At 70.4% G+C, this 23817-nt stretch carries 23 protein-coding genes; 13 read left to right on the plus strand and 10 right to left on the minus strand.

Going from position 1 to position 23817, the window contains the following annotated elements:
• Nucleotides 1-15: 15 nt before the first annotated feature.
• Complete coding sequence (locus tag OG801_RS08595; RefSeq protein ID WP_406035200.1) at nt 16-1131, plus strand: MGDG synthase family glycosyltransferase; 1116 nt, start codon at nt 16-18, stop codon at nt 1129-1131.
• Between the two features lie 159 nt (nt 1132-1290).
• Here OG801_RS08595 and OG801_RS08600 read toward each other — a convergent pair whose 3' ends face one another.
• The 3 genes from OG801_RS08600 to OG801_RS08610 form a co-directional block, all read right to left on the minus strand.
• Entirely contained in the window at nt 1291-2202 is a 912-nt protein-coding gene (locus OG801_RS08600) for an amidohydrolase family protein (protein ID WP_406035202.1), read from the minus strand.
• A gap of 11 nt (nt 2203-2213) precedes the next feature.
• Entirely contained in the window at nt 2214-3086 is an 873-nt protein-coding gene (locus OG801_RS08605) for an RNase H family protein (protein WP_406035204.1), read from the minus strand.
• Between the two features lie 105 nt (nt 3087-3191).
• Nucleotides 3192-3872, minus strand: a complete 681-nt coding sequence (locus OG801_RS08610) for a DNA-binding response regulator (RefSeq protein ID WP_406035206.1) — start codon at nt 3870-3872, stop codon at nt 3192-3194.
• 99 nt (nt 3873-3971) lie between these two features.
• Between OG801_RS08610 and OG801_RS08615 the strand changes: the two genes are divergently transcribed.
• Complete coding sequence (locus OG801_RS08615; protein WP_406035207.1) at nt 3972-4901, plus strand: aldo/keto reductase; 930 nt, start codon at nt 3972-3974, stop codon at nt 4899-4901.
• Nucleotides 4902-4904: 3 nt separating this feature from the next.
• On the opposite strand, the gene OG801_RS08620 is transcribed toward OG801_RS08615, so the two are convergent.
• Complete coding sequence (locus tag OG801_RS08620) at nt 4905-5483, minus strand: TetR/AcrR family transcriptional regulator (protein ID WP_406035209.1); 579 nt, start codon at nt 5481-5483, stop codon at nt 4905-4907.
• Between OG801_RS08620 and OG801_RS08625 the strand changes: the two genes are divergently transcribed.
• The gene (locus tag OG801_RS08625; RefSeq protein ID WP_406035211.1) at nt 5427-5906 is read left to right on the plus strand and encodes a DUF4383 domain-containing protein; all 480 of its coding nucleotides are present in this window, start codon (nt 5427-5429) and stop codon (nt 5904-5906) included. The genes OG801_RS08620 and OG801_RS08625 overlap by 57 nt on opposite strands.
• 76 nt (nt 5907-5982) lie before the next feature.
• Here the strand turns inward: OG801_RS08625 and OG801_RS08630 are convergent, their stop codons facing one another.
• Nucleotides 5983-7836 carry an AMP-dependent synthetase/ligase gene (locus tag OG801_RS08630; RefSeq protein ID WP_406035213.1) on the minus strand — a complete coding sequence of 618 codons (1854 nt, stop codon included), beginning with the start codon at nt 7834-7836 and terminating at the stop codon, nt 5983-5985.
• Between the two features lie 182 nt (nt 7837-8018).
• Between OG801_RS08630 and OG801_RS08635 the strand changes: the two genes are divergently transcribed.
• Nucleotides 8019-9194, plus strand: coding sequence for a 4-hydroxybenzoate 3-monooxygenase (locus OG801_RS08635; RefSeq protein WP_406035215.1), 1176 nt, complete (start codon nt 8019-8021; stop codon nt 9192-9194).
• A 51-nt stretch (nt 9195-9245) separates the two neighbouring features.
• Here the strand turns inward: OG801_RS08635 and OG801_RS08640 are convergent, their stop codons facing one another.
• From OG801_RS08640 to OG801_RS08655, 4 genes are all read right to left on the minus strand, one after another.
• Complete coding sequence (locus tag OG801_RS08640; protein ID WP_406035217.1) at nt 9246-10313, minus strand: class I SAM-dependent methyltransferase; 1068 nt, start codon at nt 10311-10313, stop codon at nt 9246-9248.
• Between the two features lie 115 nt (nt 10314-10428).
• A complete protein-coding gene (locus OG801_RS08645; protein ID WP_406035219.1) occupies nt 10429-11262 on the minus strand; it encodes an SDR family NAD(P)-dependent oxidoreductase in 834 nt (277 codons plus the stop codon).
• 6 nt (nt 11263-11268) lie between these two features.
• The gene (locus tag OG801_RS08650) at nt 11269-11991 is read right to left on the minus strand and encodes a DUF4386 domain-containing protein (RefSeq protein ID WP_406035221.1); all 723 of its coding nucleotides are present in this window, start codon (nt 11989-11991) and stop codon (nt 11269-11271) included.
• A gap of 45 nt (nt 11992-12036) precedes the next feature.
• Nucleotides 12037-13044: an NAD(P)-dependent alcohol dehydrogenase gene (locus tag OG801_RS08655; protein WP_406035223.1), complete on the minus strand. Its 1008-nt coding sequence runs from the start codon at nt 13042-13044 to the stop codon at nt 12037-12039.
• A gap of 175 nt (nt 13045-13219) precedes the next feature.
• Between OG801_RS08655 and OG801_RS08660 the strand changes: the two genes are divergently transcribed.
• The 9 genes from OG801_RS08660 (at nt 13220) to OG801_RS08700 (ending at nt 22698) form a co-directional block, all read left to right on the plus strand.
• Nucleotides 13220-13885, plus strand: coding sequence for a DUF2470 domain-containing protein (locus OG801_RS08660; protein WP_355019224.1), 666 nt, complete (start codon nt 13220-13222; stop codon nt 13883-13885).
• Between the two features lie 85 nt (nt 13886-13970).
• A complete protein-coding gene (locus OG801_RS08665; RefSeq protein ID WP_406035225.1) occupies nt 13971-15011 on the plus strand; it encodes a diiron oxygenase in 1041 nt (346 codons plus the stop codon).
• Nucleotides 15012-15054: 43 nt separating this feature from the next.
• On the plus strand, nt 15055-16512 hold the full coding sequence (gene gndA, locus OG801_RS08670; protein ID WP_406035226.1) for an NADP-dependent phosphogluconate dehydrogenase: 1458 nt from the start codon (nt 15055-15057) through the stop codon (nt 16510-16512).
• A gap of 68 nt (nt 16513-16580) precedes the next feature.
• Nucleotides 16581-17336, plus strand: a complete 756-nt coding sequence (locus OG801_RS08675; protein WP_355019227.1) for a class I SAM-dependent methyltransferase — start codon at nt 16581-16583, stop codon at nt 17334-17336.
• 80 nt (nt 17337-17416) lie between these two features.
• Nucleotides 17417-17860, plus strand: coding sequence for a MarR family winged helix-turn-helix transcriptional regulator (locus OG801_RS08680; RefSeq protein WP_355019228.1), 444 nt, complete (start codon nt 17417-17419; stop codon nt 17858-17860).
• A 105-nt stretch (nt 17861-17965) separates the two neighbouring features.
• Nucleotides 17966-20335, plus strand: a complete 2370-nt coding sequence (locus OG801_RS08685) for an MFS transporter (protein ID WP_406035229.1) — start codon at nt 17966-17968, stop codon at nt 20333-20335.
• 6 nt (nt 20336-20341) lie between these two features.
• Nucleotides 20342-21160, plus strand: a complete 819-nt coding sequence (locus OG801_RS08690) for a YceI family protein (protein WP_406035231.1) — start codon at nt 20342-20344, stop codon at nt 21158-21160.
• A gap of 129 nt (nt 21161-21289) precedes the next feature.
• Nucleotides 21290-22186 carry a LysR family transcriptional regulator gene (locus tag OG801_RS08695; protein ID WP_406035233.1) on the plus strand — a complete coding sequence of 299 codons (897 nt, stop codon included), beginning with the start codon at nt 21290-21292 and terminating at the stop codon, nt 22184-22186.
• Entirely contained in the window at nt 22186-22698 is a 513-nt protein-coding gene (locus OG801_RS08700) for a GNAT family N-acetyltransferase (protein WP_406035235.1), read from the plus strand. Before OG801_RS08695 ends, OG801_RS08700 begins: the two co-directional genes overlap by 1 nt.
• Here OG801_RS08700 and OG801_RS08705 read toward each other — a convergent pair.
• Nucleotides 22695-23627, minus strand: coding sequence for an AraC family transcriptional regulator (locus tag OG801_RS08705; RefSeq protein WP_406035237.1), 933 nt, complete (start codon nt 23625-23627; stop codon nt 22695-22697). The two genes, OG801_RS08700 and OG801_RS08705, sit on opposite strands and share 4 nt — an antisense overlap.
• Between the last annotated feature and the right edge of the window lie 190 nt (nt 23628-23817).

The following is a 23817-nucleotide window of genomic DNA, read 5'->3' on the forward strand; positions in this document are numbered from 1 at the left end:
TACAGAATCCGGCGCATGTCCATCGACTCGGAGCGGCTCGGGCCCCTCCTTCACATCCGGCCCGGCACGGCTCCCCGCGTGGCGATCATCTCCGCGAGCTACGGCGCCGGCCACAACTCGGCCTCCCGGGAGATCTCACGAGCACTCGGGGAGGCCGGGTGCGACGTCGAGATCTTCGACTTCGTCGACCTGATGCCCTGGCGGCTCGGGCACGGGCTGAAGGTCGGCTACAAGATGCAGCTCCAGGTCAGCCCCGACTCGTGGGGCACCACGATGAGCCTGGTCATGCCGGGACGCCCGCTCCACAAGCCGTTCAACCAGCTCCTGCGTCTCTCCACGCGCAACCTCACCGAGGCTATGCGCGGCGCCGACCTGGTCATCTCCACCCACCCGTTCTGCTCCCAGGTCATCGGTCACCTGCGCGCCAGCGGACAGCTCGCCGTGCCCGCGGTCACCTACCTCACCGACGCCGCGGTCCCGGCGATGTGGATCAACCCCGGCATGGACCTCAACCTCGCCATCCACGAGGTCGCCGCACGCGAGGCGCGCATGCTCGGCGGCAACGCGGCGGTGGTCCAGCCGCTGGTCCCGCCGGGGGCGGCGTACGTCCCGGGGCGGGTCTTCCCCGATCCACTCGCCGACCTCGACCTGGAGGGTCCGCGGGCGCTGGTCACCGGCGGCTCGCTGGGCGCCGGTGCGCTCGAGCAGACCGCCCGCGACATCCTCGAGCACAGCGACATGACCCCGGTGGTTCTCTGCGCGACCGACCCCTGTCTCAAGCGCCGCCTGGAGCGGATCCCCGGTGTCGTGGCGCTCGGCTGGCGCACGGACGTACGCGCGCTGATGGCGACCAGCGACTGCGTCGTCCAGAACGCCGGCGGCTTCACCTCGCTCGAGGCCCTGGCCTCGGGCACGCCGGTGATCACCTACCGCTCGATCTCCGGTCACGGTGCCGCCAACTCGGCCAACCTGGACCGTGCCGGGCTGATCCCCTGGGCCCGCGACGAGGTCGAGCTCGCCAAGCACCTGGAGGTCGCCGCCGAGTCGCCGCGGTTCAACCGGCTCGCGCTCGGCGTCCCCGACATCGTCCAGCTCCTCACCGACAGCTACGACGAGACCGCCGTGGCCTAGTGGCACGTCCCAGAAGTTCCTGGGCGCTTCGCGCCGCCATGGCACGCACCTCGCCGCGTTGGCGCCGCTCGGAAGACGCCCGGTATGACTTCGCGACGCCGCCTTGCGATGCACGCACCCTGACGACGCCAAGCATCCAGGAACTTCCAGGACGCACCACTAGCCGGCCGGCGGCAACCCGAAGAGCCGCGCGGCGTTCTCGTAGAGCACCCCGCGCGTCCACTCGTCACCGAGCCCGAGACCGATGACCCCGTCGACCGCCTCGAGATAGGGATAGGGGATGTTCGGGAAGTCGCTCCCGAACAGGACCCGGTCACCCAGCGCCTTCAGCCGCGGCAGCTCCTCGGCCGGGAAGGGCGTCGACGCCTCGGTGAAAGCGGTGAAGGCCATGGTGGTGTCCAGGCGCACGCCGTCGTACTTCTCGACCAGGTCGAGGAAGCGCGAGTAGTCCGGCAGGCCCATGTGAGCGACGATCAGCACCAGATCCGGATAGCGGCCGAGCAACGCCTCCATGCCGGTGGGCCCGGTGAAGCGACCCGGAGCGGGCCCGTGACCCGAGTGGATCACCAGCGGCGTACGCGACTGCGAGAGCACCTCCCAGACCGGGTCGAGCAGCGGTGAGTTGGGGTCGTAGTCGCCGACCTGGACGTGCGCCTTGAAGATCCGCGCACCCGCCTCGACGGCCTCGCGCACATAGTCCCCCGCACCCGGCTCCGGGTAGAACGTCGCCGACTGCAGGCAGTCCGGCTTGTCCGCCGCGAACTCCGCGCCCCACTGGTTCAGCCACGCCGCCATCCCCGGCTTGTGCGGATAGGTGAGCGCCGAGAAGTGACGTACGCCGAGATCCCGCAGCACCCGGAGCCGCTCCTCCTCGGAGTGCCGATAGGCGATCGGCCACGGCTGACCGGTCAGGGGCCCGGCCGCATCGAAGTAGGCCCACACCTTGTCGAGCATCCGCGCGGGCAGGAAGTGGGTGTGTACGTCGAAGATGCCGTCCAGGCCCAGCGCATCGAGCCGCGCGCGGAGCTGCGCGGGCTCGTCAGGGGCGATGGTGAGGGTCGGAGGGTTCACGAGGGCCGAATTTACCCGGCGGTGGCGGAGCCAGAGGCCACGGGCGCAGCGAACGTCTCGGCGATCGCGCGTGCCCTCCCGGGCACCTCGTCGGCGGTCAGCCCCCAGGTCCCCTCGGCGAAACGCCGGGCGAGCTTCGCGAGCGAGTCGGCACCCTCGTTAAGCGCCTCGCCGACGTGGCCGCGCACCCACTCGAACGAGAGCCGATCGGACTCGCGGCACAGGTCGTCGTGCATCCGGGTCAGGCCGGCGAGCTCGGCGCGGTGCTCGCTCTCATAGCCCTTCGGCATCGACAGCTCACCTCGGAGCCAGTCCTCGATCATCGCGAGCGCGACCCGGGAGTCGGTCCGGATGGTCAGCGTGCGGCGGGGCAGCGCCCGCACCGCCTCCGCGATCGCCTGCAGCTCGGCCAGGACCACCAGCGACTGGGGGTCGCGGATCCGGGCGTTGGGCACCTGCCGGCCGAAGCCGTGCTGACCGTCGCCGGCGAGCCATCCCCAGCCGATGAACCCGCGATGGGCCGAGCCGTCGGTCGCCACCACCAGCGGCGGCATCGGGCCGGCCCGATGGATCGCCATCGCCTCCACTGCGTCGGCGCGGATGCCCGCGTCCTCGTCGGCGAACGGGACCACGGTGACCCCGGGATAGGCGTCCGCGATCTCGTCGGTCAGTATCCAGAACCGCGAGTTGGACGGCAGCGCGACCACGACCTGCACCGGTGCGAGCGACTCCAGCGAGTCGTACGCCGCTCCGACCGCCGCGATGATCGCGTCCTCGGTCCCACGGGCGCCCAGCGATCCCGCCGCTTGCAGCCCTGGACCGGCCAGGACCCAGTCCCATCTCTCGGCGTCGCTGCGCTCCTTGACGACGATGAAGCAACGCATTACAGACCTCCTGACCCGCCCGAACAAGTCGTTCTCGACGTTACCGGGCGGCCCCTGAGAAAAGAGACTCCGGCGTCAGGATCCGGACACCGCTGACCGGAACGGTCAGACGAGCCCGAGCTCTCGGGCGCGTACGCCCGCCTGGAACCGGGACGCGGCTCCGAGCGCCTCCATGAGCTCGGCGACCCGGCGCCGGTAGGTGCGTACGCCGAGCCCGAGGGTGCGCGCCGCGGCCTCGTCCTTCACGCCCCGGCCGAGCAGGTCGAGCACCTGAGGCGCGATGTCGCGCAGCTCGGCGATCCGGGCGTCGTAGGCGTCCACCGTCGTCGCCGAGCGCCAGGCCGCGTCGAAGAGCGAGGTGACGCCCTGGACCACCTCGGGCTGGGTGACGATGCTGAAGCTGCGCTCGCCCAGGCGCGGGTCGCCGGCGAGGATCGCGACCCGGCGGTCGATCAGGATCGTCTCGTTGATCTCGTCGGGAGTGATCCGGATCTGGGCGCCGCGGACGTCGCGGATCTCGCGCAGATGGGCGGCGGAGACCGGGTCGAGCAGCACGTTGGGCCGGTAGACCTTCCGCAGCCGCACCTCGGCGCCGTCGCGGCCGCACAGCGCGGCCCTGATACCGGATTCGGTGCGCGCAGCCGACCAGGTGCGCAGGTCGATCGCGGCACAGGCGATGTCGGTGGCGGCCGCGAACAGGTGCGAGGTGCGCCGCACGAGCTCCTCCTCGCCGCGTACGACGGCGACGGTGCCGCCCGTCCGGATCGTCCCCACCGTGTTGGTCACGGCATCGATTCTCCCCCGCCCACCAAGTCGCGAGCCGGCAATCGGCAACAACCTGCCAACGGCGTGAGTACGCGGCATCCGGTCGCGACGCTGGAGGGCATGACCACGAACCACATCACCGCCGGTGCCGCCGGCACCTGGCAGCTCGGCGACAAGCGGATCAACCGGATCGGCTTCGGCGCGATGCGCCTGATCGGCAACCTGTCCACCCCGATCGCTCCCGACCGCGAGAACGCGATCACCGTCCTCCGCCGCGCCGTCGAGCTCGGCGTCAACCACATCGACACCGCGACGATCTACTTCACCCCGACGCGCTCTGCCAACGAGCTGATCGCGACCGCCCTCCAGCCGTACGCCGAGGACCTGCTGATCGCGACCAAGGTCGGTCCCACCCCGCGCGGCCGCGACGGCGCCTGGCAGTCCGAGCCCCGGCCCGAGCGGCTGCGCGACCAGGTAGAGGAGAACATCCGCCAGCTCGGCCTCGACCACCTCGACCTGGTGAACCTGCGCTGGGGAGTCGGGCGCGAGCGCGGCACCGGATCGATCGCCGACCACTTCGGCGCCCTGCTCGACCTGCGCGAGGCGGGGCTGGTCGAGCACGTCGGCCTCTCCAACATCGGCCCCGAGCAGCTCACCGAGGCGCTCGCGATCGGGCCGGTGGCCTGCGTACAGAACCAGTACGGGCTCACCACCCGCCGCGAGGACGACGCCCTGCTGCGGCTGTGCGGCGAGCACGGGGTCGCGTTCGTGCCCTTCAACTCGATCGGCGCCGCCGTCGCCGGCGCGGTCCCCGGCGCCGCACCCGACGAGACCGGTCGTGATGTCGTCGAGGCCATCGCCGCGGCGCACTCCGCCACCCCCTCGCAGGTACGCCTCGCCTGGACGCTCCACCAGGGCCCGCACGTGCTCGCCATCCCCGGCACCGCCGACCCCGCCCACCTCGAGGAGAACATCGCCGCCGGCGCCCTCCGGCTCACCGACGAGGAGGTGAGCCGCTTGAACGGCGTCGCCGCGCCGGTGGCGCGCTGACCTCTAGGCCGCGGCGCCCAACGCCTCCCGCACCGCGGCCTGTAAGGTCCGGCCGGCCACCTCCAGCGGCTCGGTGGAACGCAGCGACCGAGCCAGGACGAAGGCGCCCTCGAGGCTGGTGATGAAGCCGATGATGAGGCCGCGGGCGGCCTCGGGCGGGACTCCCCGCTGCTCGAGATGCCGCCCGCCGACCTCGATCCAATCGGTGAACACCTCGGCGGTCGCCTGCCGCAGGGCCTCGTTGGTGCTCGCGACCTCGAGCGCGACGGTGGCGATCGGGCAGGCGTCGGCGTAGTCGGTCTCGACCAGCACGGCGGCGGCGGCCGCGAACGCGGTCTCGACGTTGGTGACCAGGTCGTCGGGGCCGACGAAGAAGGCCAGGACCAGGTCACGGTACTCCCCACCCGCGCGCCGGATCGTCTGGCCCGCCAGGTCGTCCTTGCCCCCGGGGAAGAAGTGATAGATCGATCCGAACGGCGCCTTGGCCACCTCGGCGATCTGCTTGAGTCCGGTGCCGGACATGCCTTGCCGGCGGAAGAGCTCGGTGCTGGCCTCGAGGATCCGCATACGCGTGTTGGTCATCGGCTGATCTTTCCGGTAGCGCCTGTCGCGATCGCCGGGTTCATTGCCGAACCCAGCTTCGAGATCGGCCATCACGCACCGACGGCGAAGGTGCTCGGCATGGACTACAACGGCTGGCACGCGGTCGCCGGGCTCGCCCTGTTCACGCCCGGCCTCTTCCTGTGCCGCCGCAAATCCTGGTCCGTCCTCTACCTCCTGGCGGCCGCCGTCGCCGGCACCGTCCCCGGCATCTGGGCGCTCGCATCACCCCAGGTCATGTGGGTCATGCACATGCCCGACCACGTGACCGACGCGGTGATCCACTTCGCTACCGCAGCACTCCTGGTCGTGATCGCGGTCGTGCAGATCCGTCGCGACGGCGGCTGGGCCAACACGATGTCCGACCTGCGGCGGCCCACTTCGACGCAAGTCCGCGACAGATAGTCCGGGACGTTCCAGCCCATCTACCCATGAGTAACGGACCGGATCGTCCCGGACTACCTGCGGCGAGCGGCAGCACTCACTCCTGCGCGGCGTAGAGCCCGTCGATGATGTCGGCGTACTTCTTGCTCACCACGCGCCGCTTGAGCTTCAGGGTCGGGGTGAGCTCCTCGGACTCGGCGGTCCACTCCTGGCTGAGCAGCTCGAAGGCCTTGACCTGCTCGGGGCGGGAGAGGCGGGCGTTGGCGGCGTCGACGGCCTTGGCGACGGCGCCCCGGATGACCGGGTGCTGGGCCAGCTCGGCGAGCGAGCCGGCCTCGACGCCGAGCTTCTGAGCGACCACGGGAGCGATCTCGCCGTCAAGGGTGAGGACGGCGACGACGTACGAACGGCCGTCCCCGACCACCATGGCGTGGCCGACGAGCGGGCTCTCCTTGAGGAGGTTCTCGATGTTGGAGGGGGCGATGTTCTTGCCCGCGGAGTTGATGATCATCTCCTTCTTGCGGTCGACCACGGTGAGGAAGCCGTCCTCGTCGATCGAGCCGATGTCGCCGGTGTGCAGCCAGCCCTCGGAGTCGAAGAGCGCGGCGGTGGCGTCGGGTCGGCCCACGTAGCCCGGGGTCATGATCGGGCCCCGGAACAGGATCTCGCCGTCCTCGGCGATGCGCAGCTCGATCCCGGGCTGGGCGCGGCCGACGGTGCCGAGCCGGAAGGCCTCCGGCCCGTTGCCGGTGGCCGCCCCGGTGGTCTCGGTCATGCCGTAGACGTCGTAGATCTTCAGTCCCAGGCCGGCGAAGAACTTCGCCACCTCGATCGGCATCGGCGCGGCCGCGCTGGCCGCCCACTCGACCTTGTCGAGACCGAGCAGTGCGCGCATCATCGACAGGACCGCCGCGTCGACCTGTTCGAACTGTGCCTGGAGCTCGGGTGAGGTGGTCTGCCCGAACTGCTGCGACTCCACATAGGCCAGCCCGACCGCCATCGCCTTCTCGACACCGGCCTTCTTGGTCTCGTCGGTCTCGGCGGCGAGCAGCGCGGTGACGCCGGTCCGGATCTTCTCCCAGACCCGCGGCACCCCGAAGAAGCTGGTCGGGTGCACCTCCTGGAGGGTGCCGAGCAGCAATGCCGGGTCCTGGACCAGATAGACGTGGCCGCCGTTGAACTGCGGGATGTAGAGGCTGAGCACCCGCTCGGCGATGTGCGCGAACGGCAGGTAGGAGACGAGCACCCCGGGCTCCTCGACGCCGGAGACCGTCAGCGAGCTGGTCGTCTCGAAGACGATGTTGCGGTGGGTGAGCACCACGCCCTTCGGCTGCCCGGTCGTGCCCGAGGTGTAGAGCATCGTGACGGTGTCGTCAGGGGTCACCGCGGCACTGCGTGCGTCCAGCTCCTCGCCGACCTCGGCCAGCGCCGCTGCACCCGAGGCCACGAAGTCGTCCCAGGCGACCGCCCGCGGGTCGCCCTCCACGGCGGTGTCGATGGTGACGACGCGTACGACCTCCTCGCGCTTGAGCCCGAGCGCCCAGCGGGCGACGTGGTCGTCGGTCTCGAGCACGACGATCCGCGGGTCGGCGTGCTGGGCGACGTAGCCGACCTGGTCGGGCGCGAGAGTGTTGTAGATGCTGATCGGGACACCGCCGGCGAGCACCGTGGCCATGTCGGCGACGACGTGCTCGATGCGGTTGGCGGCCATGATCGCGACCGACTCCCCCGGCTGGAGACCGGCAGCGATGTAGGCGGCGGCCAGCTCGCGGGCACGCTGGTGCAGCTCGCCCCACGTCAGGGTGCGCCAGCCCGTGCCGTCCGGGGTGTGCCGGTCGGAGAAGGCCGGCTCGGAGCCGCGGTCAGCGACCACCTTGGTGAGTACGTCGACCATGGTCTGGTCGCCGATCTGGGACTCGATGGCGGCGCGGTCGGCGAGGACGTCGGGCATCGGGGCGCTCCTTCTGTGGTTTGTGACTCGGGTCACAATCGGGGTGCCTCGACCGTAGGGACGAGTTGGCACGGACACAAGAGCCCGTCCGCGCTATTTGGGAATCCACCCAGCGGCGCGCTTTCCATTCAGTGGAAGAGCGCTCTGGCGGCAGCCGCCCGAACAGGAGTTGACTCACCCCCATGGCAGAAGAACGTACGCAGGTTGTGATCGTCGGCGCCGGCCCCGCGGGGATGCTGCTGAGCCATCTCCTCGCCGCCGACGGAGTTGACTCGGTCGTGGTCGAGACCCGGTCGGAGGAGTACGTCGCGGCCCGCATCCGCGCTGGGATCCTGGAGCAGTCGAGCGTCGATCTGCTCACCGAGGTCGGTCTCGGCGACCGGCTGGCCCGCGACGCCGACAAGCACCGCGGGATCTACCTGCAGTGGCCCGAGGAGCGCCATCACCTCGACTTCGTCGACCTGGTCGGCCGGGCGGTCTACGTCTACGGCCAGACCGAGGTCCAGAAGGACCTGATCGACGCCCGGCGCGCCGCCGGGCAGGTCGTCCACTACGAGGTCAGCGACACCGCGCTGCACGACATCGAGTCCGACCGGCCGTCGGTGACCTTCACCGACGCCGCCGGGCTCCCCCAGCGGATCCGGGCGGATGTCATCGTCGGCTGTGACGGCTCCTTCGGCCCCAGCCGCGCCGCGATCCCGGCCCGGGAGAGCTGGGACCGCACCTACCCCTACAGCTGGTTCGGCATCCTCGCCGACGTCGCGCCCTCGACCGACGAGCTCATCTACGCCTGGCACCCCGACGGCTTCGCACTGCACTCGATGCGCTCGGAGAGCGTGTCGCGGTTCTACCTCCAGGTGCCCAACGGCACCGACCCGGCGACCTGGTCCGACGACCAGATCTGGGACGCGCTCGCCGCGCGGCTCGGCCACGGCCAGAACGGCTGGAGCCTGCAGCCGGGCCAGATCACCGACCGCAGCGTCCTCCCGATGCGCTCGCACGTCTCCACACCGATGCGCCACGGCAGGCTCTTCCTGGCCGGCGACGCCGCCCACATCGTCCCGCCGACCGGCGCCAAGGGACTCAACCTCGCGGTCGCGGACGTCGCGCTGCTGGCGCCCGCGCTCGCCGCGCTGCTCAAGGGCGACCCGCGACTGGCCGACGACTACTCCGAGACGGCGCTGCGCCGCGTCTGGCGCTGCACCCACTTCTCCTGGTGGATGACCACGATGCTGCACACTGCTGAAGACCCGTTCGACACCCAGCTCCAGCTCTCCCAGCTGCGCTGGGTGACCTCCAGCGAGCACGCCGCCGCCGGGCTCGCAGAGAACTACGCCGGTCTGCCGATCGGCTTCTGATCGGCCCGCGGGACCGCCTGGTCAGCGTGTGACCAGACAGCCCCGAATGCCTCAGGCCTTGACCTCGTAGACCAGGTTGAACGGCGTCTCGGCGACGGTGCGGAAGGAGCTGAACCCGCCATCGGCGGTCACCTGCTGGATCCGCGCGGGTCCCGCCTGGGTGCCCAGTGCCGCGGCGCCCTCCTGCGAGACCGACCCCGGCGTGCAGAGCAGCGTCGAGAAGCCGTAGTAGGCCCGCCCGACCGGGTTGAAGTTGTCCTCGACGTGGTCCCCGGCCTTCGGCTCGACGATCATCCACGTGCCGCCGTCCGCGAGCTTGGCGCGGACCTGGCGGGCAGCGCCCACCGGGTCGCCCATGTCGTGGAGGCAGTCGAACATCGTGACCAGGTCGTAGCCCTCGCCGCCGAACGACTGGGCCGTTGCCGTCTCGAAGCGCACCCGGTCGCCGACGCCGGCGTCGGCGGCGCGCTGGCGGGCCATCTCGATGGACGGGCCGTGGGCGTCGTACCCCACGAAGCTCGAGCGCGGGTAGGCCTTCGCCATCAGGATCGTCGAGGCCCCGTGGCCGCAGCCGACGTCGGCGACGGTCGCGCCCGCCTCCAGCTTCGGCACGACTCCCTCGAGCGCGGGCAGCCAGTCCGGGATGAGATTGGCGTTGTAGCCAGGGCGGAAGAACCGCTCACAGCCGTTGTGCACGTCGGTGTCGTGGTCGCCCCACGCGACGCCGGTCCCCATGCGGGCCGCCTCGATGATGTGCGTGGTGTCGTGCACGGTCCCGAGGGCGATCTGGAAGAAGCCGGGCAGGAACGCCGGGCTGTCCTCCACGGTCAGCGCCACGGCCTGCTCGGGAGGCAGCGTGAAGCGGTCGGTCTCGGCGTCGTAGGTCAGGTAGTCGCCGGCGGCCTGCGCGCGCAGCCACTCCCGGGCGTAGGGCTCGACGGTTCCGGTACGCCGGGCCATCTCCTCGGCCGTGGACGGCCCGTGGGCCGCGAGGTCGCGGTAGTAGCCGAGCTTGTCGCCCATCACGACCAGAGCCGCGTTGAGCGTCGCACCCACTTCGTCGACAGCCCTGAAGACGAACGCCATCAGCTTGTCGGTGTCGATGTCGGTGACGGTCATTGGTGAATCCCCCCTTCTCGTGTGCCCGAGAAGGTCCGGTCGGTCGACCGGATCACGTTCGACGCTAGCCACGGCGCCACCCGCCGGATAGTTCACGATCTGAAGCGGCCGGTTCCTAGCGCACTCTGACGAGATCCTCGCTGACCCGCCACAGGCGTGCGGCGAGATCCTGGTTGTAGCTGAGTGGGGCGGAACGCCGGGACCTGCTGTTGGCGAAGTAGCCGCCCGTGGCCCCCACCAGCTCCGGGGCGGATGCCGCGTAGATCGAGGTCTCCGCGCCCTTGGCGGCGCTCTTCATGAACGGCCTCAGGAAGGGGACGAGGATCCGTTGCGTACGCCCGGGGTCCTCGGCGCCGAAGGCGGTGCTCACCACGCCGGGATGCAGCGCGTTGGCCGTCACCCTCGGCTGGCGCCGCGCGAGCTCGTGAGTGAACAGGATGTTGGCGAGCTTGGACTGGCTGTAGGCACGGGCTCCGGAGTAGGCGCGCTCGCCCTGGAGGTCGTCGAAGTCGATCCACCCCTGGGCGTGCGCCTGGGACGCGACGGTCACCACCCGGGCGTACGCACTCCGCTTCAGCCGAGGCAGCAGCAGCTCCGTCAGCAGGAACGGGGCGAGGTGGTTGACGGCGAGGGTGCGCTCGATCCCGTCGACGGTGAGCTGGCGGGTGTCCCAGTAGCCCCCGACGTTGTTGACGAGCACGTCGATCGTCGGCAGGCGGTCGAGCGCCTCCGCGGCCAGCCGGCGTGCCTCGGCCTGGCTGGACAGGTCTGCCAGGAACACGAGGACCGTCGCACCGGTGGCCTCGCGGATCTCCCGCGCGGCGTCCTCGGCACGCTCCGCATCACGGCCGGTGATCGCGACGTTCGCGCCCAACCGGCCCAGTCCCATGGCGGTCGCCCGCCCGATGCCACCGGTGCCACCGGTGATGAGCGCGGTTCTACCGTGCATGGCGCCTCACTGAGCCGGCCTGTCGAACGCAGCCGGGTCGAATCCCTTGATGATCAACCAGAGTGCGAGCGTGATCTCGAAGATGGCTCCGGGAATGAGGAGCACGAGACTGATCGGGGCACCGAAGAGCTCGGCGCCGGAGCCCAGCATGTGCAGCGCATAGCCGAGCAGCCCGAGCGCCGCCAGCCACCGGGGAACCAGACCGGTGCGGAAGAGGAGCGCACACAGGAACAGAGCGCCGAACGCGAGCGAGAGCTGCCCGATCTGGTACGCAGTCTCGTTCGCTTCGACCGCGAGCGACCCGAGCGCCTGGGCGGTGTCGGCGCCGATCTCACCAGCACGATCGGCCAGCGGGATGACCATGAGCAGCGCGAGCACACCGACCGTCATCATCGCCATCTCGAAGACCATGGTGGCCAGGTAGGCCACGGCCGTACGTCTGCCGTTGCGCTCCAGGACGGGGAAGAAGATGACGGCTTTGCCGATGTCGATCGCCGTGGTCGCGATCATCAGGAACGCGCCGAGGGCGAGAGTGGTCTCCTGGGCACCGATCCCGGCGAGGAAGTCGTCGCCGTCGAGGACCGAGGTGACGAGGAACGAGCCTGTTCCGTAGACGACGAACCCGGCCAGGAACAGAGCCCCGATCAGGCGCGAGGCCCACATCCGGGAGCCGGTGTCGAGACGCCGGGCACGTGTGCCGGCGGGTGGTGAGGTGGCCATGGTGTTCATGGAGCGTGCCTCGAATCCGTGATTGTCGAATCCGAGACGGGACGTTCAGGTCGTGATGACGGCGACCTTGCCGCGTACGCGGCCGGAGTCGAGGAGACGCATCGCCTTCGGGACCCGGTCGAGCGGGAAGGTGTGGCCGAGGCTCGGTACGACGGTGCCGTCCTCCAGGAAGCCGGCGAGGCGCTCCAGGTCGCTGGCGCGCTCCTTGGCGACGTACATGGCGAACCGCTGCCCGATGAACGGCGTGAGCAGGAGCGCCCGGAGGGACCGATTCATGCCACCGGTGAGGTTGCCGCCGTGCTCACCGCCGACCAGCACCACGGTGCCGGTCGGGGTCAGCGCGCGCCGCAGCCGGGACAGGCCGGGGTTGCCGGCGATGTCGAGGATCAGGTCGTAGTGCCTGGTGCCGTCGGCGAAGTCGGCATGGGTGTAGTCGATGACGTGGTCGGCGCCGAGCGAGCGGACCAGGTCCAGCTTCTCCGTGCCGGCGACGCCGGTGACCTCGGCACCGAGTGCCTTGGCGATCTGGACGGCATAGCTGCCCACGCCACCGGACGCGCCGATGACCAGCACCGACTGGCCGGCTTCGAGACGGCCCTGGTCAGTCAGGGCCTGCAGCGCGGTGCCGGCCGAGATCGGCACCACTGCGGCCTGCTCGAAGGAGAGCCGAGCGGGCTTGTGGGCGAGCTTGTCCTCCGGTGCCACCGCGTGCTCGGCGAAGGTGCCGCGGCCGATGCCGTAGACCTCGTCGCCGATCGCGAACTTCGTGACCGCGGACCCGACCGCCTCGACGACGCCCGCGAGATCGCGACCCGGCACCCGGTCCTTGGGCCCCCTGAAACCCATCCCGGCGATCCGCATGACGTACGGCTTGCCCGTCATCAGGTGCCAGGTGCCGCGGTCGAGCCCGGCGGCGTGGACGCGGACGAGAACCTCGTCGACGTCGGGCTCGGGAACGTCGATGCGGTCTAGGTGCAGGTCGCCGGCGTCGCCGTATCTGGTCTGGACGATCGCTCGCATCCTGGTGGACGCGGCGGTGTGCTCAGTGACCATGGTCGACTGCTTTCAGAGAGTAGGACCACGCTATGGGGCCTACCCGGCAGCGACGGGTGGCGGCGATCGTCGCTCACCGGGATTGGGTAGGGATCGCCCTCACGATGTGAGCAGCAACTCTTGCTCGATCAGCCGTAGTCGTGTTTAGGTAAGCCTTACCTAAACAGGAGGTGCCATGGATTCGACCGCCAGCCTTGCCCGCAGCATCCTGTCATGCCCCCGTGGCGGCAGCGTGGTGATCGACGGCATCCCCTACTCGATGGAGGAGCTGGAGATGCAGGGCTTCGCCGACGACGGCGGCCGCCCGACCTTCCTGTGCCCACCCGAGCAGCGGATGGCGTACGCCGGTCGCCGCGGCAGCCATGTCGTGCTGGTCCTCCAAGGCGTGCTCGGCAACGGCGAGGCGGTCCGCCTGACCGGGAGCCTGAGGTGGCTGCGTACCGATGCCTGCACGTGCTGCGAGACGGAGTGGGAGGAGGTCGTCATGGACGTCTCCAACGTGATGCTCGTCCGCCGCACCGGCGAGGCCGTCCCGATCCCCCTCGACGCCTTCACCGACCGCGACCTCGACCTCAACGACGGCGTGCTCCACCGCAACCAGGACCATCTCAACAACCACCACGGAAACGAGCTCCGCGAGGCGGTCGCGACCCGTTCCTACATCCCGGTCGACACGATCCTCGCCGCCCAGATCACCGGGCTCTGCGCCGAAGGCTTCGAGTTCCAGTGGGTCGACGAGGGCGGGGCGCACAGCGCACGCACCACCTTCGACCGCCCGGCCAGGACGCCGGAGGACCTCGTCGCCGGCGTCCGGAAGGCCCTCGCCGCCGAGATCTGCTGAGCGGAACACGCGGGCCGAACCTGTTTCCTGGTACACAAATCCCATGTACCTTGAGGACGTATCAACGTCGTGCAAGGAGGCTCGGATGGTTGTGCAGACACTTCGCTCGATCGGTGGCTACGTGGGTGCGGTCGCCGGCACCCCGGTCCGGATGATCACGCCGACCAGGCCCGAGCCGCGCAGGGAGTACGACGAGACGCTGCGTACGTTGTCCGAGGCGTCGGTCGAGATGTACTTCAACGCCTTCAAGGACGTCGCCTGGGACGCGCCCGAGATGGCCCTGCCCGAGGACGACGAGCGGTGGATCCTGCCCACGCTCGACCCGCTCGGCGCCCACCCGTGGTACCAGTCGCTGCCCAAGGCACGGCAGATCGAGGTCGGCCGGCACCGGCTCACCGCCATGGTGAAGACCGGCTCCCAGTTCGAGCAGCTGCTCCTCCTCGGCGGCACCCAGTTCCTGATGGGCGTCGACAACGGCGACCCCGAGTTCCGCTACTTCATGCACGAGCTCACCGAGGAGACCCATCACATCCAGATGTTCCAGGAGTTCACCAACCGGGTCTGCCCCGACGTCGCGGGCGCACCGGGTTGGCTGATGCGCACCATCCCGCTCGTGGGACATCTCGGCGGGCTCTATCCCGCCCTCTTCTTCGCCATCATCCTGGCCGGCGAGGAGCCGATCGACCACGTGCAGAAAGAGGCCATGCGCGCCGGCGGAACCCACCCGCTCCTGGACCAGATCATGGCCATCCACATCGCCGAGGAGGCCCGCCACATCGGCTTCGCGCACGCCTGGCTCGAGGAGCACGCCCCCTCGCTCAACCCGGTCTCGCGCCTGGCCCTCGGCATCCTCACCCCACTCGCGATGCGGCTGGGCTCCGACGCGATCATCATCCCCTCGCGCGCCGACCGCGAGCTCATGGGACTGCCCGACTCGGTCGTCCGCGAGGTCTGGGGCACCGGCGCCGAGGCCGCCGCGTTCCGCCGTCATCTCTTCGCCGACGTCCGGATGCTCTTCGACAACCTCGGGCTGCGTACGCCGCTGACGCGGTGGTCCTGGAAGGTGCTCGGCGTGGATGGACGGCCGGCGCGTTTCCGTGCCGAGCCGCCGACCGCCGCTGCTTGACGAGCAGAGTTGAATGGCATCACCGACTCAACCGAGGAGCACGATGCCGAACAACGACAATGGCCGCGCGAACATCGGCGTGGTGGGACTGGCCGTGATGGGGTCCAACCTGGCCCGCAACCTCGCCTCTCGCGAGGGCAACACCGTGGCGGTCTACAACCGCACCTACGCCCGGACCGAGGAGCTCATCACCGAGCACCCGGAGGCCGGCTTCCTCGCCTCCGAGACGATCGACGACTTCGTGGCGACGCTCGCCACGCCGCGTACGGCGATCATCATGGTCCAGGCGGGCAAGGGCACCGACGCGGTGATCGAGCAGCTGGCCGAGCGGTTCGAGCCGGGCGACATCATCGTCGACGGCGGCAACGCCAACTTCAACGACACCATCCGGCGCGAGCGCGAGCTGCGCGAGCGTGGCCTGAACTTCGTCGGCACCGGCATCTCCGGTGGCGAGGAGGGTGCGCTCAACGGCCCCTCGATCATGCCCGGTGGCTCGCCCGAGGCCTGGACGACGCTCGGCCCGATCCTGAAGAGCATCGCCGCGGTGGCCGAGGGCGAGCCGTGCGTGACCCATGTCGGCACCGACGGCGCCGGCCACTTCGTGAAGATGGTCCACAACGGCATCGAGTACGCCGACATGCAGCTGATTGCGGAGGCCTACGACCTCCTCCGGCGGGTGGGCGGGCTTTCGGTGGAGCAGCTCGTCGACGTCTTCAAGGACTGGAACACCGGCGACCTGGAGTCCTACCTGATCGAGATCTCCGCGGAGGTGCTCGCCCAGAAGGACGCCGAGACCGGCCAGCCGCTCGTGGATGTCATCCTCGACGAGGCCGGCTCGAAGGGCACCGGCGTCTGGACGGTGCAGAACGCGCTCGGCCTCGGCATCCCGGTCTCCGGCATCGGCGAGGCCGTCTTCGCCCGCGCGGTCTCCTCCAAGCCGGCCCAGCGCGGCGCGATGCGGGCCTCGGTGACCAACCGCCCGAAGGCGCCGGCGGTGCCTGACACGTTCGTCGATGACGTACGCGCGGCTCTCTACGCCTCGAAGGTGGTCGCCTACGCGCAGGGGTTCGACCTGATCGTGGCCGGGGCGAAGGAGTACGGCTGGGACATCGACCTCGGTGCGCTCGCCAAGATCTGGCGGGCCGGCTGCATCATCCGGGCGCGCTTCCTCAACCGGATCGTGGATGCCTACGCCACCAAGCCCGACCTGGAGACGCTGCTGGTCGACCCCTACTTCGCCGACGCGGTCGCGTCCGGCGAGGAGGCGTGGCGGCGAGTCGTCGGGATCGCGGCCGCCTCCGGCGTACCCGCACCGGGGTTCTCCTCGGCGCTCGCCTACTTCGACTCGCTCGCCGCCGACCGGCTCCCGGCCGCGCTCATCCAGGGTCAGCGGGACTTCTTCGGCGCCCACACCTACAAGCGCGTCGACAAGGACGGCACCTTCCACACGCTGTGGTCCGACGACCGCTCGGAGATCCCGACGACGCCCTCGACGCACTAGGGCGCCTGCGCCTGGAGATACCGAACTTGGGGCTGTCGGCGTAGCCAACGGCGGACCTAGCCTGAAGCATGGGGTTCGACGTTGCGGCGGAGAGGTATGCCCGCTTCATGGGCCGCTACGCCGAACCCCTCGCACCCCACTTCGCGAACTTCGCCCGGGTCAGCATGGGCCAGCGGGTGCTCGACGTCGGCTGTGGACCGGGCACGCTCACCCGCCATCTCGTGACCCTCACCGAGGCCCACCTGGTGGCCGCGATCGACCCCTCGCCACCGTTCATGGAGACGGTCGCACGGCAGCTGGCCAGGGTCGATGTGCACACCGGCGTGGCCGAGGCGCTCCCCTTCGCCGACAACTGGTTCGACGTCTCGCTGGCCCAGCTCGTCGTGCACTTCATGACCGACCCGGAGGCCGGGATCAGGGAGATGGTCCGGGTCACCCGGCCCGGTGGCACCGTCGCGGCGTGCGTCTGGGACGGCGACACCGGTGCCGTCGCGCCGTTCTGGGCCTGCGTGCACGAGATCGACCCGGAGGCCGAGGACGAGGCCCTGCTCGCCGGCTCCCGGCTGGGTGACCTGGAGAAGCTGTTCAAGAAGGTCGGCCTCCGCAAGGTCGAGCCGAGCGGCCTGGTCGTCCGCATCACCCACCCCACGTTCGAGGACTGGTGGGACCCGTACACCTTCGGCGTCGGGCCGGCGGGCGACTACGTGCAATCCCTCGACGACGCCGGGCGCACCGCGCTCGAGGAGGTCGCTCGGCGCCGGTTCGGCAACGGCCCGTTCACCGTGACCGCGACGGCCTGGGCGGCCCGCGGCACCGTCGCCTAGCAACACGCCCGGTCCTGCCGGATTTGCATTGGACCCCTATCCTCCATATGGTTGTAAAAGTCAACCAACTTGGAGGGATGATGATCGGGCACGCGACGTACCAGGAGCTGATCCATCAGCTCAGCGAGGTCGGAGCCGTACGGAAGGGCCTCGTACGCAGGCTTCCGCCCGAGCTGTCGGCCGGCTCCGCGGGGGTGCTGACGATGCTGCGCCGGCACGGCGACATGACCATGAGCGAGCTCACCGAGCTGCTCGCCGTGGACATCTCGGTGACCAGCCGACACGTGGCGTGCGTCGCCGACCAGGGCTGGATCGAGCGCTCCCCCAACCCGGCCGACGGCCGCTCCCGCATCCTCCGTCTCACCGACGCCGGGCGCGACCTGCTCGACAACGCCTCCCACCAGCTCACCGACCTCATCGCAGACCGGCTCAGCGGCTGGGACGAGCGCGACGTACATGAACTCGTACGGCTCGTCACCAAGCTCCGCGACAGCCTCGGCCACTGCGGCACCACCAGCAACTAGGCAGCACCACCAGAAAGGAAGTCCATGGCAACGACGACAGCCGCGCGGACTCACGCCGGTCCACCGGGACGCCCGTCCGAGGGCTCACCCACCTCCCATGGCGAGATGTCTCACCGCGAGATCATGGAGGCGCTCTCGGGCCTGCTGCTCGGCATGTTCGTGGCGATGATCTCCTCCACGATCGTCTCCAACGCTCTGCCCGAGATCATCGCCGACATCGGCGGCGGGCAGTCGGCCTACACCTGGGTGGTCACCGCCTCCCTGCTGACCATGACGGCCACCACCCCGTTGTGGGGCAAGATGTCCGACCTGTTCAGCAAGAAGCTGCTCATGCAGATCGCGCTGGTCCTCTTCGTGGCGGCCTCGGCCGTCGCCGGCTTCGCCCAGAACCCGGGTCAGCTCATCGCTGCCCGGGCGGTCCAGGGCATCGGCATGGGCGGTCTGACCGCTCTGGCGCAGGTCATCATGGCCGCGATGATCTCCCCACGTGAGCGCGGCCGCTACTCGGGCTACCTCGGCGCCGTCTTCGCGGTCGCCACCGTCGGCGGCCCGCTGATCGGCGGGGTCATCACCGACGCCGACTCGCTCGGCTGGCGCTGGTGCTTCTACGTCGGCATCCCGTTCGCGGTGATCGCCTTCATCGTGCTGCAGAAGACCCTGCACCTGCCCGTCATCAAGCGCGAGGGCGTCAAGGTCGACTGGGCCGGCGCGTTCTTCATGGCCGCCGGCGTCTGCCTGCTGCTCGTCTGGGTCACCTTCGCCGGCGACAAGTACGACTGGGCCTCCTGGGAGACCGCAGCCATGGTCGGCGGCTCCGTGCTGCTCCTGCTGATCTTCGTCCTCGTCGAGTCGAAGGCCGCCGAGCCGATCATCCCGCTGCGCCTCTTCGCCAACCGGACGATCACGCTCTCCTCGCTCGCCTCGCTCTTCGTCGGGGTGGCGATGTTCGCCGGCACGATCTTCTTCAGCCAGTACTTCCAGCTGGCCCGCGGCGAGTCGCCGACGATGGCCGGCGTGATGACCATCCCGATGATCGCAGGGCTGTTCCTCTCCTCGACCGTCTCCGGCCAGGTCATCACCCGCACCGGGAAGTGGAAGGCCTGGCTCGTCGTCGGCGCCGCCCTCATCGTCGGCGGGCTGGGCCTGCTCAGCACGATCCGCTACGACACCGAGTACTGGCACGTCGCCATCTTCATGGCGATCCTCGGCCTCGGCGTCGGCATGACGATGCAGAACCTGGTCCTCTCCACGCAGAACCAGGTCGCACCCGCCGACCTCGGCGCGGCCAGCTCCATGGTGACGTTCTTCCGCAGCCTCGGCGGCGCGATGGGCGTCTCCGCGCTCGGCGCGCTGATGGCCCACCGGGTCACCGACTACGTCCAGGACGGCCTTGCCGACCTCGGTCCGCGCTACGCCGCGCTGGCGCAGGGCACGTCGGGCGAGATCCCGGACATGGACAAGGTCCCCGAGCCGCTGCGGTCGGTGCTGGAGAGTGCGTACGGGCACGGCATCGCCGACATCTTCATGGTCGCCGCGGGCGTAGCCGTCATCGCACTGCTGTTCGTGGTGTTCATCAAGGAGGTCCCGCTGAAGACCAAGGGCGGGCTCGCCCAGGCCGCCGCGGAGGCTGCCGAGGTCGACCGACCTGCAGCGGTCGCCGAGGCCGTCGCCGGGGTGCCCGAGCAGCACGCTGCCGCCCTCGCGCCGGTCAACAACGGGATCGCTCTGCACGGCTTCGTCCGCGGCGCCGGGAGCATCCCCATCCCGCACGCCGCGGTCACGCTGATCTCGCTGTCCGGGCGCCAGCTCGGCCGCTCGGTCGCCCACGCCGACGGCTCCTACGCGGTGGACGCGCCGGGGTCGGGGACGTACGTCCTGATCGCCTCGGCCGACGGCTTCCAGCCGCAGGCCTCCACGGTGGTCGTGGGCGGTGAGCCGGTGGCGTACGACCTCCTGCTCAGCGGCACCACGGGCCTCAAGGGCATCGTGCGCGGCGGCGAGGACGGCGCGCCGGTCAAGGACGCGATGGTGATCGTGACCGACGTACGCGGCGACCTGCTCTCCACCGGAACGACCGTCGCCGACGGCGCCTTCTTCATCGACGAGCTGGTCCCGGGGCCGGCGACGGTCGCGGTCAACGCCGAGGGCTACCGCCCGCGCGCGGTGCCGATCGAGATCGGCGCCACCGGTCTGACCCGGATCGAGGTGGAGATGGTCACCGGCGCTCGCCTGACCGGTGTCGTCAAGGCGGCCTTCGGGCCCCTCGCCGACGCCCGGGTGACGCTGGTCGACGCGGCCGGCAACGTGGCCGGGACCGCGACGACCGGGCCGGACGGGGCGTACGCCTTCGCCGATCTCGACAGCGGGGACTACACGGTCCTGGCCACCAGCTACCCGCCGGCGGCCGGCGCCGTGAGCCTCACCGGCCACGGTGTGGACGGCCACGAGATCGTCCTCTCCCACCCCGAGGACTGATCCGCGATGGCACTGACCGCAAAGATCCGCACCCGCGACGGCTGGGCCGTGGCGCACGCGGTCGTCACCCTCACCGACACAGCCGGCGGTCAGGTGCTGCGCGCCGAGGCCGACGAGGACGGTGTCGTCACCGACGACACCGTCCTCGCCCCCGGGCCGTACGTCGCGATCGTCACCGCGATCGGCTGGTCCCCCACCGCGGCGACAGCGATCGTCACGGCCTCGGGGACGGCTGCGCTCGGCACCGTCACCCTGACTCGTCAGGGGGACACGTCGCTCCCGGCCCCTGGGCCGTGGACGATCGACCCCGCCCACTCCACCGTCGGCGCGGTCGCGCAGCACCTGGGCATCTCCAGCGTGCGCGGCCGGTTCACCGACTTCGCCGGGGTCGTCGAGATCGCGCCGGACCATCTGGAGAAATCCCGCGTCGAGGCCGTCATCCGTGCCGCCTCGATCGACACCGGCAACCGGATGCGCGACGACCACCTTCGCAGCGGGGACTTCCTCGATGTCGAGGCGTTTCCCCAGATCGTCTACCGCTCCACCGGCCTCACCCCCGCCGGATCGGACCGCTGGACCGTCCACGGTGAGCTCTCGATGCACGGGCAGACCCGCTCCGTCGACCTCGACGTCGCCTACCTCGGCACCGGCCCGGACGCCTGGGGCGGCACCCGGGCCGCCTTCCGCGCCACCGCTCAGCTGCGCCGCGAGGACTTCGCGATGAACTACAACCAGGCCGTATCCGCCGGCATCGCCGCCATCGGCACGACCCTCAAGGTGGAGCTGGACATCCAGGCCGTCCAGGGCGACTCCCTGCCAACCTGAGCCCCACGACAGCCGAGGCGTCAGTTGCGTCGGCCGAGATGGCACTGCGGTGCCATCTCGGCCGACGGGGGCGACGCCTCGGCAGGCTGAATCAGTGCCGGACGACTGAGACTCTGCGAATATGAGTGCATGGAGCTGCGCCATCTTCGCTACTTCGTCGCGGTCGCCGAGGAGCGGCATTTCGGCCGGGCGGCCGAGCGGCTCCACATGGCGCAACCGCCGCTGTCACAGCAGATCCGCCAGCTCGAGGCCGAGCTGGGGCTGACCCTGCTCACCAGGACGACGCGGCGGGTCGACCTGACACCGGCTGGTGCTGCGTACCTGGAACGGGCGCGGGAGATCCTCGGCGCCGTGGACGCCGCCGCCCACGAGGCCGCGAGCATCGCCTCGGGGCGGCGCGGGCGGCTGCTGATCGGGTGCGTCGGGTCGGCGACCTACTCGCTTCTCCCGGCCCTGGCGCGCACCCTGCGCGCCGAGCTGCCGGAGGTGGAGTTCGGGTTCCGGGGCGAGATGCTCTCGCCGGATCAGGCCGCGGCGCTCGCCGACGGCACCCTCGACCTCGGCCTGCTCCGCCCCCTGCCCACGGGCAACTCCGGGGGCCCCGGCCTCTCGATCACCCACCTGCGCCAGGAGAACCTGCTGGTCGCGATGCCGAAGGACCACCGGTTCGCCGGCCGTCGCCGCGTACGCATCGCCGACCTCGACGGCGAAGGCCTCGTCATCCACGCCGGCAGCGGCCGCTCGGCGATGAACGCGATGATCCAGGATCTCTTCGACTCCGCCGGGATCCGCAGCCATATCGCCCATGAGGTCGCCGAGACCTCCACCCTGGTCACCTTCGTGGCCGCCGGCCTCGGGGTCGCCATCGTGCCCGAGCCCACCGCCGCTCTTGCCGTGCCGGGCGTCGTGTACGTCCCCCTCACCGGCACCCCCGGCGTCGAGCTCGTCGCCGCGACCCGCGCCGGCGACGAGAGTCCGCTCCTCGCCCGGGCACTGGCCGTCTTGGCCGACCTCAGCACCGCCTGATGCCGGCCGCACCTGCCATGATCGTCGGCGTGAGCGTACGCATCGAGCCAGCCGCAGTGGCCGACTTCCACCAGGTTCTGGCTGATCACTCCCGTTACTGGGGCGAACGCGACCTCCGCTCGCTGCACCTTCTGGCCATGGTGCAGGAGTTCAGCGCGACCTGCTTGGTCGCCCGAGCCGACGACGGGATTAGCGGGTACGTCTTCGGGTTCGTCACGCCGGACAGCACCGGGTATGTACACCTGATCGCCACCCGCGACGACGCCCGCGGCACCGGTCTCGGGCATCGGCTGTACGCGGCGTTCGCTGATGCGGCCGAACGCGTCGGCGCACAGCGGCTGAAGGCGATCACGTCGGTCGAGAACACCGGTTCGATCGCCTTCCACCGCCGCCTCGGCTTCGAGGTGAAGGTCGCCGACGACTACAACGGCCCAGGTCGAGCGATGGCGGTCTTCCACCGTAACCTGCCGCTCGACGTCACGCGGCCGCCCACGCCAGAAGCGTTGGACTAGCGGCAGCGCAGGGTCTGAGAAGGCGTCACACCGTAGGCCTGGCGGTAGGCGGCGGCGAAGCGGCCGAGGTGGGTGAAGCCCCAGCGGTAGGCGACCTCGGCGACGGTGTCGCCGCGGCTGGCGAGCAGGTCGGCGTGGACCCGTTCGAGGCGGATCTCCTGCAGCTTCTGGGTCGGCGTGCGGCCGAGGTAGCGCTGGAAGCCCTGCTGGAGGCGGCGGATGCCGACGTCGGCCTCGCGGGCGAGATCGGAGACGGCCCATTCGCGCGCCGGGTCGGCCTCCATGGCCTCGACGACGCGGGAGACGATGCGGGGCCGGACGGAGCCCACGGCCGGCTCCTCGGGGAAGCAGGCGGCGACGAAGGCGGCGGTCAGCGTCCCGGCCAGCCGCGTCCTGACCCGCTCGTCGCCCACCAGCGCCGGGTTGCGCATGGCCTCCGTGCCGAGCGAGCCGAGCAGCCCGATCCAGGCGCGGGCGCCATGGGCACGCAGGTCGAGCTGGGCGGGCAGCCGGTCGGTGTGCAGGCCGACCAGGGCCGCGACCTCCTCGACCAGGTAGTCACGTTCGACCCGCATGCCGACGATGGAGCAGTCGGCCGACCAGCGCGTCATCTTGGTCTGCCGGTCGGGCGGGCACACGGTCGCCTGGCCGTCGAGCGAGAGCACGTGGGCGCCACCGACGTTGGCCTCGAGCACGCCGCTGCGCGGGACGTTGACCGCCCAGGCACCCGGGTGGTCCGACTCCACCGACACCTCCGCGCCCCAGCCGATCCGGGTCAGCCGGACCGGACCGAGGTCGACCGCACGCAGCTCCGCCGGGCGCGCGGGTCGGCCGCGCATGGTCAGGGCATGCGGGAAGTACGCCCGGGCGACCTCGTCGGAGAAGCTCTCCATGTCGCCGGACGATGCGGTGAGAGTGCCGGTGCTCATCTGTCACCCCCTAGTGACGTCCTTCACATTAACAGCGCATTCACCCCTCGCCGAGGGCGTCCGGAAACCCGGTGCGCAATCCGGACAGCCCGTTCGCAGAGCGGATCGCCGCCCTCGTGATCCGGATCTAGCGTCGTCCTCCGACGTGACCGCCGGCACACATCCTGCGGCCCCGACGAAGGAGGAGCTC

Origin of the sequence: Nocardioides sp. NBC_00163 (assembly GCF_045206295.1) — a bacterium.
Classification (GTDB): Bacteria; Actinomycetota; Actinomycetes; order Propionibacteriales; family Nocardioidaceae; genus Nocardioides.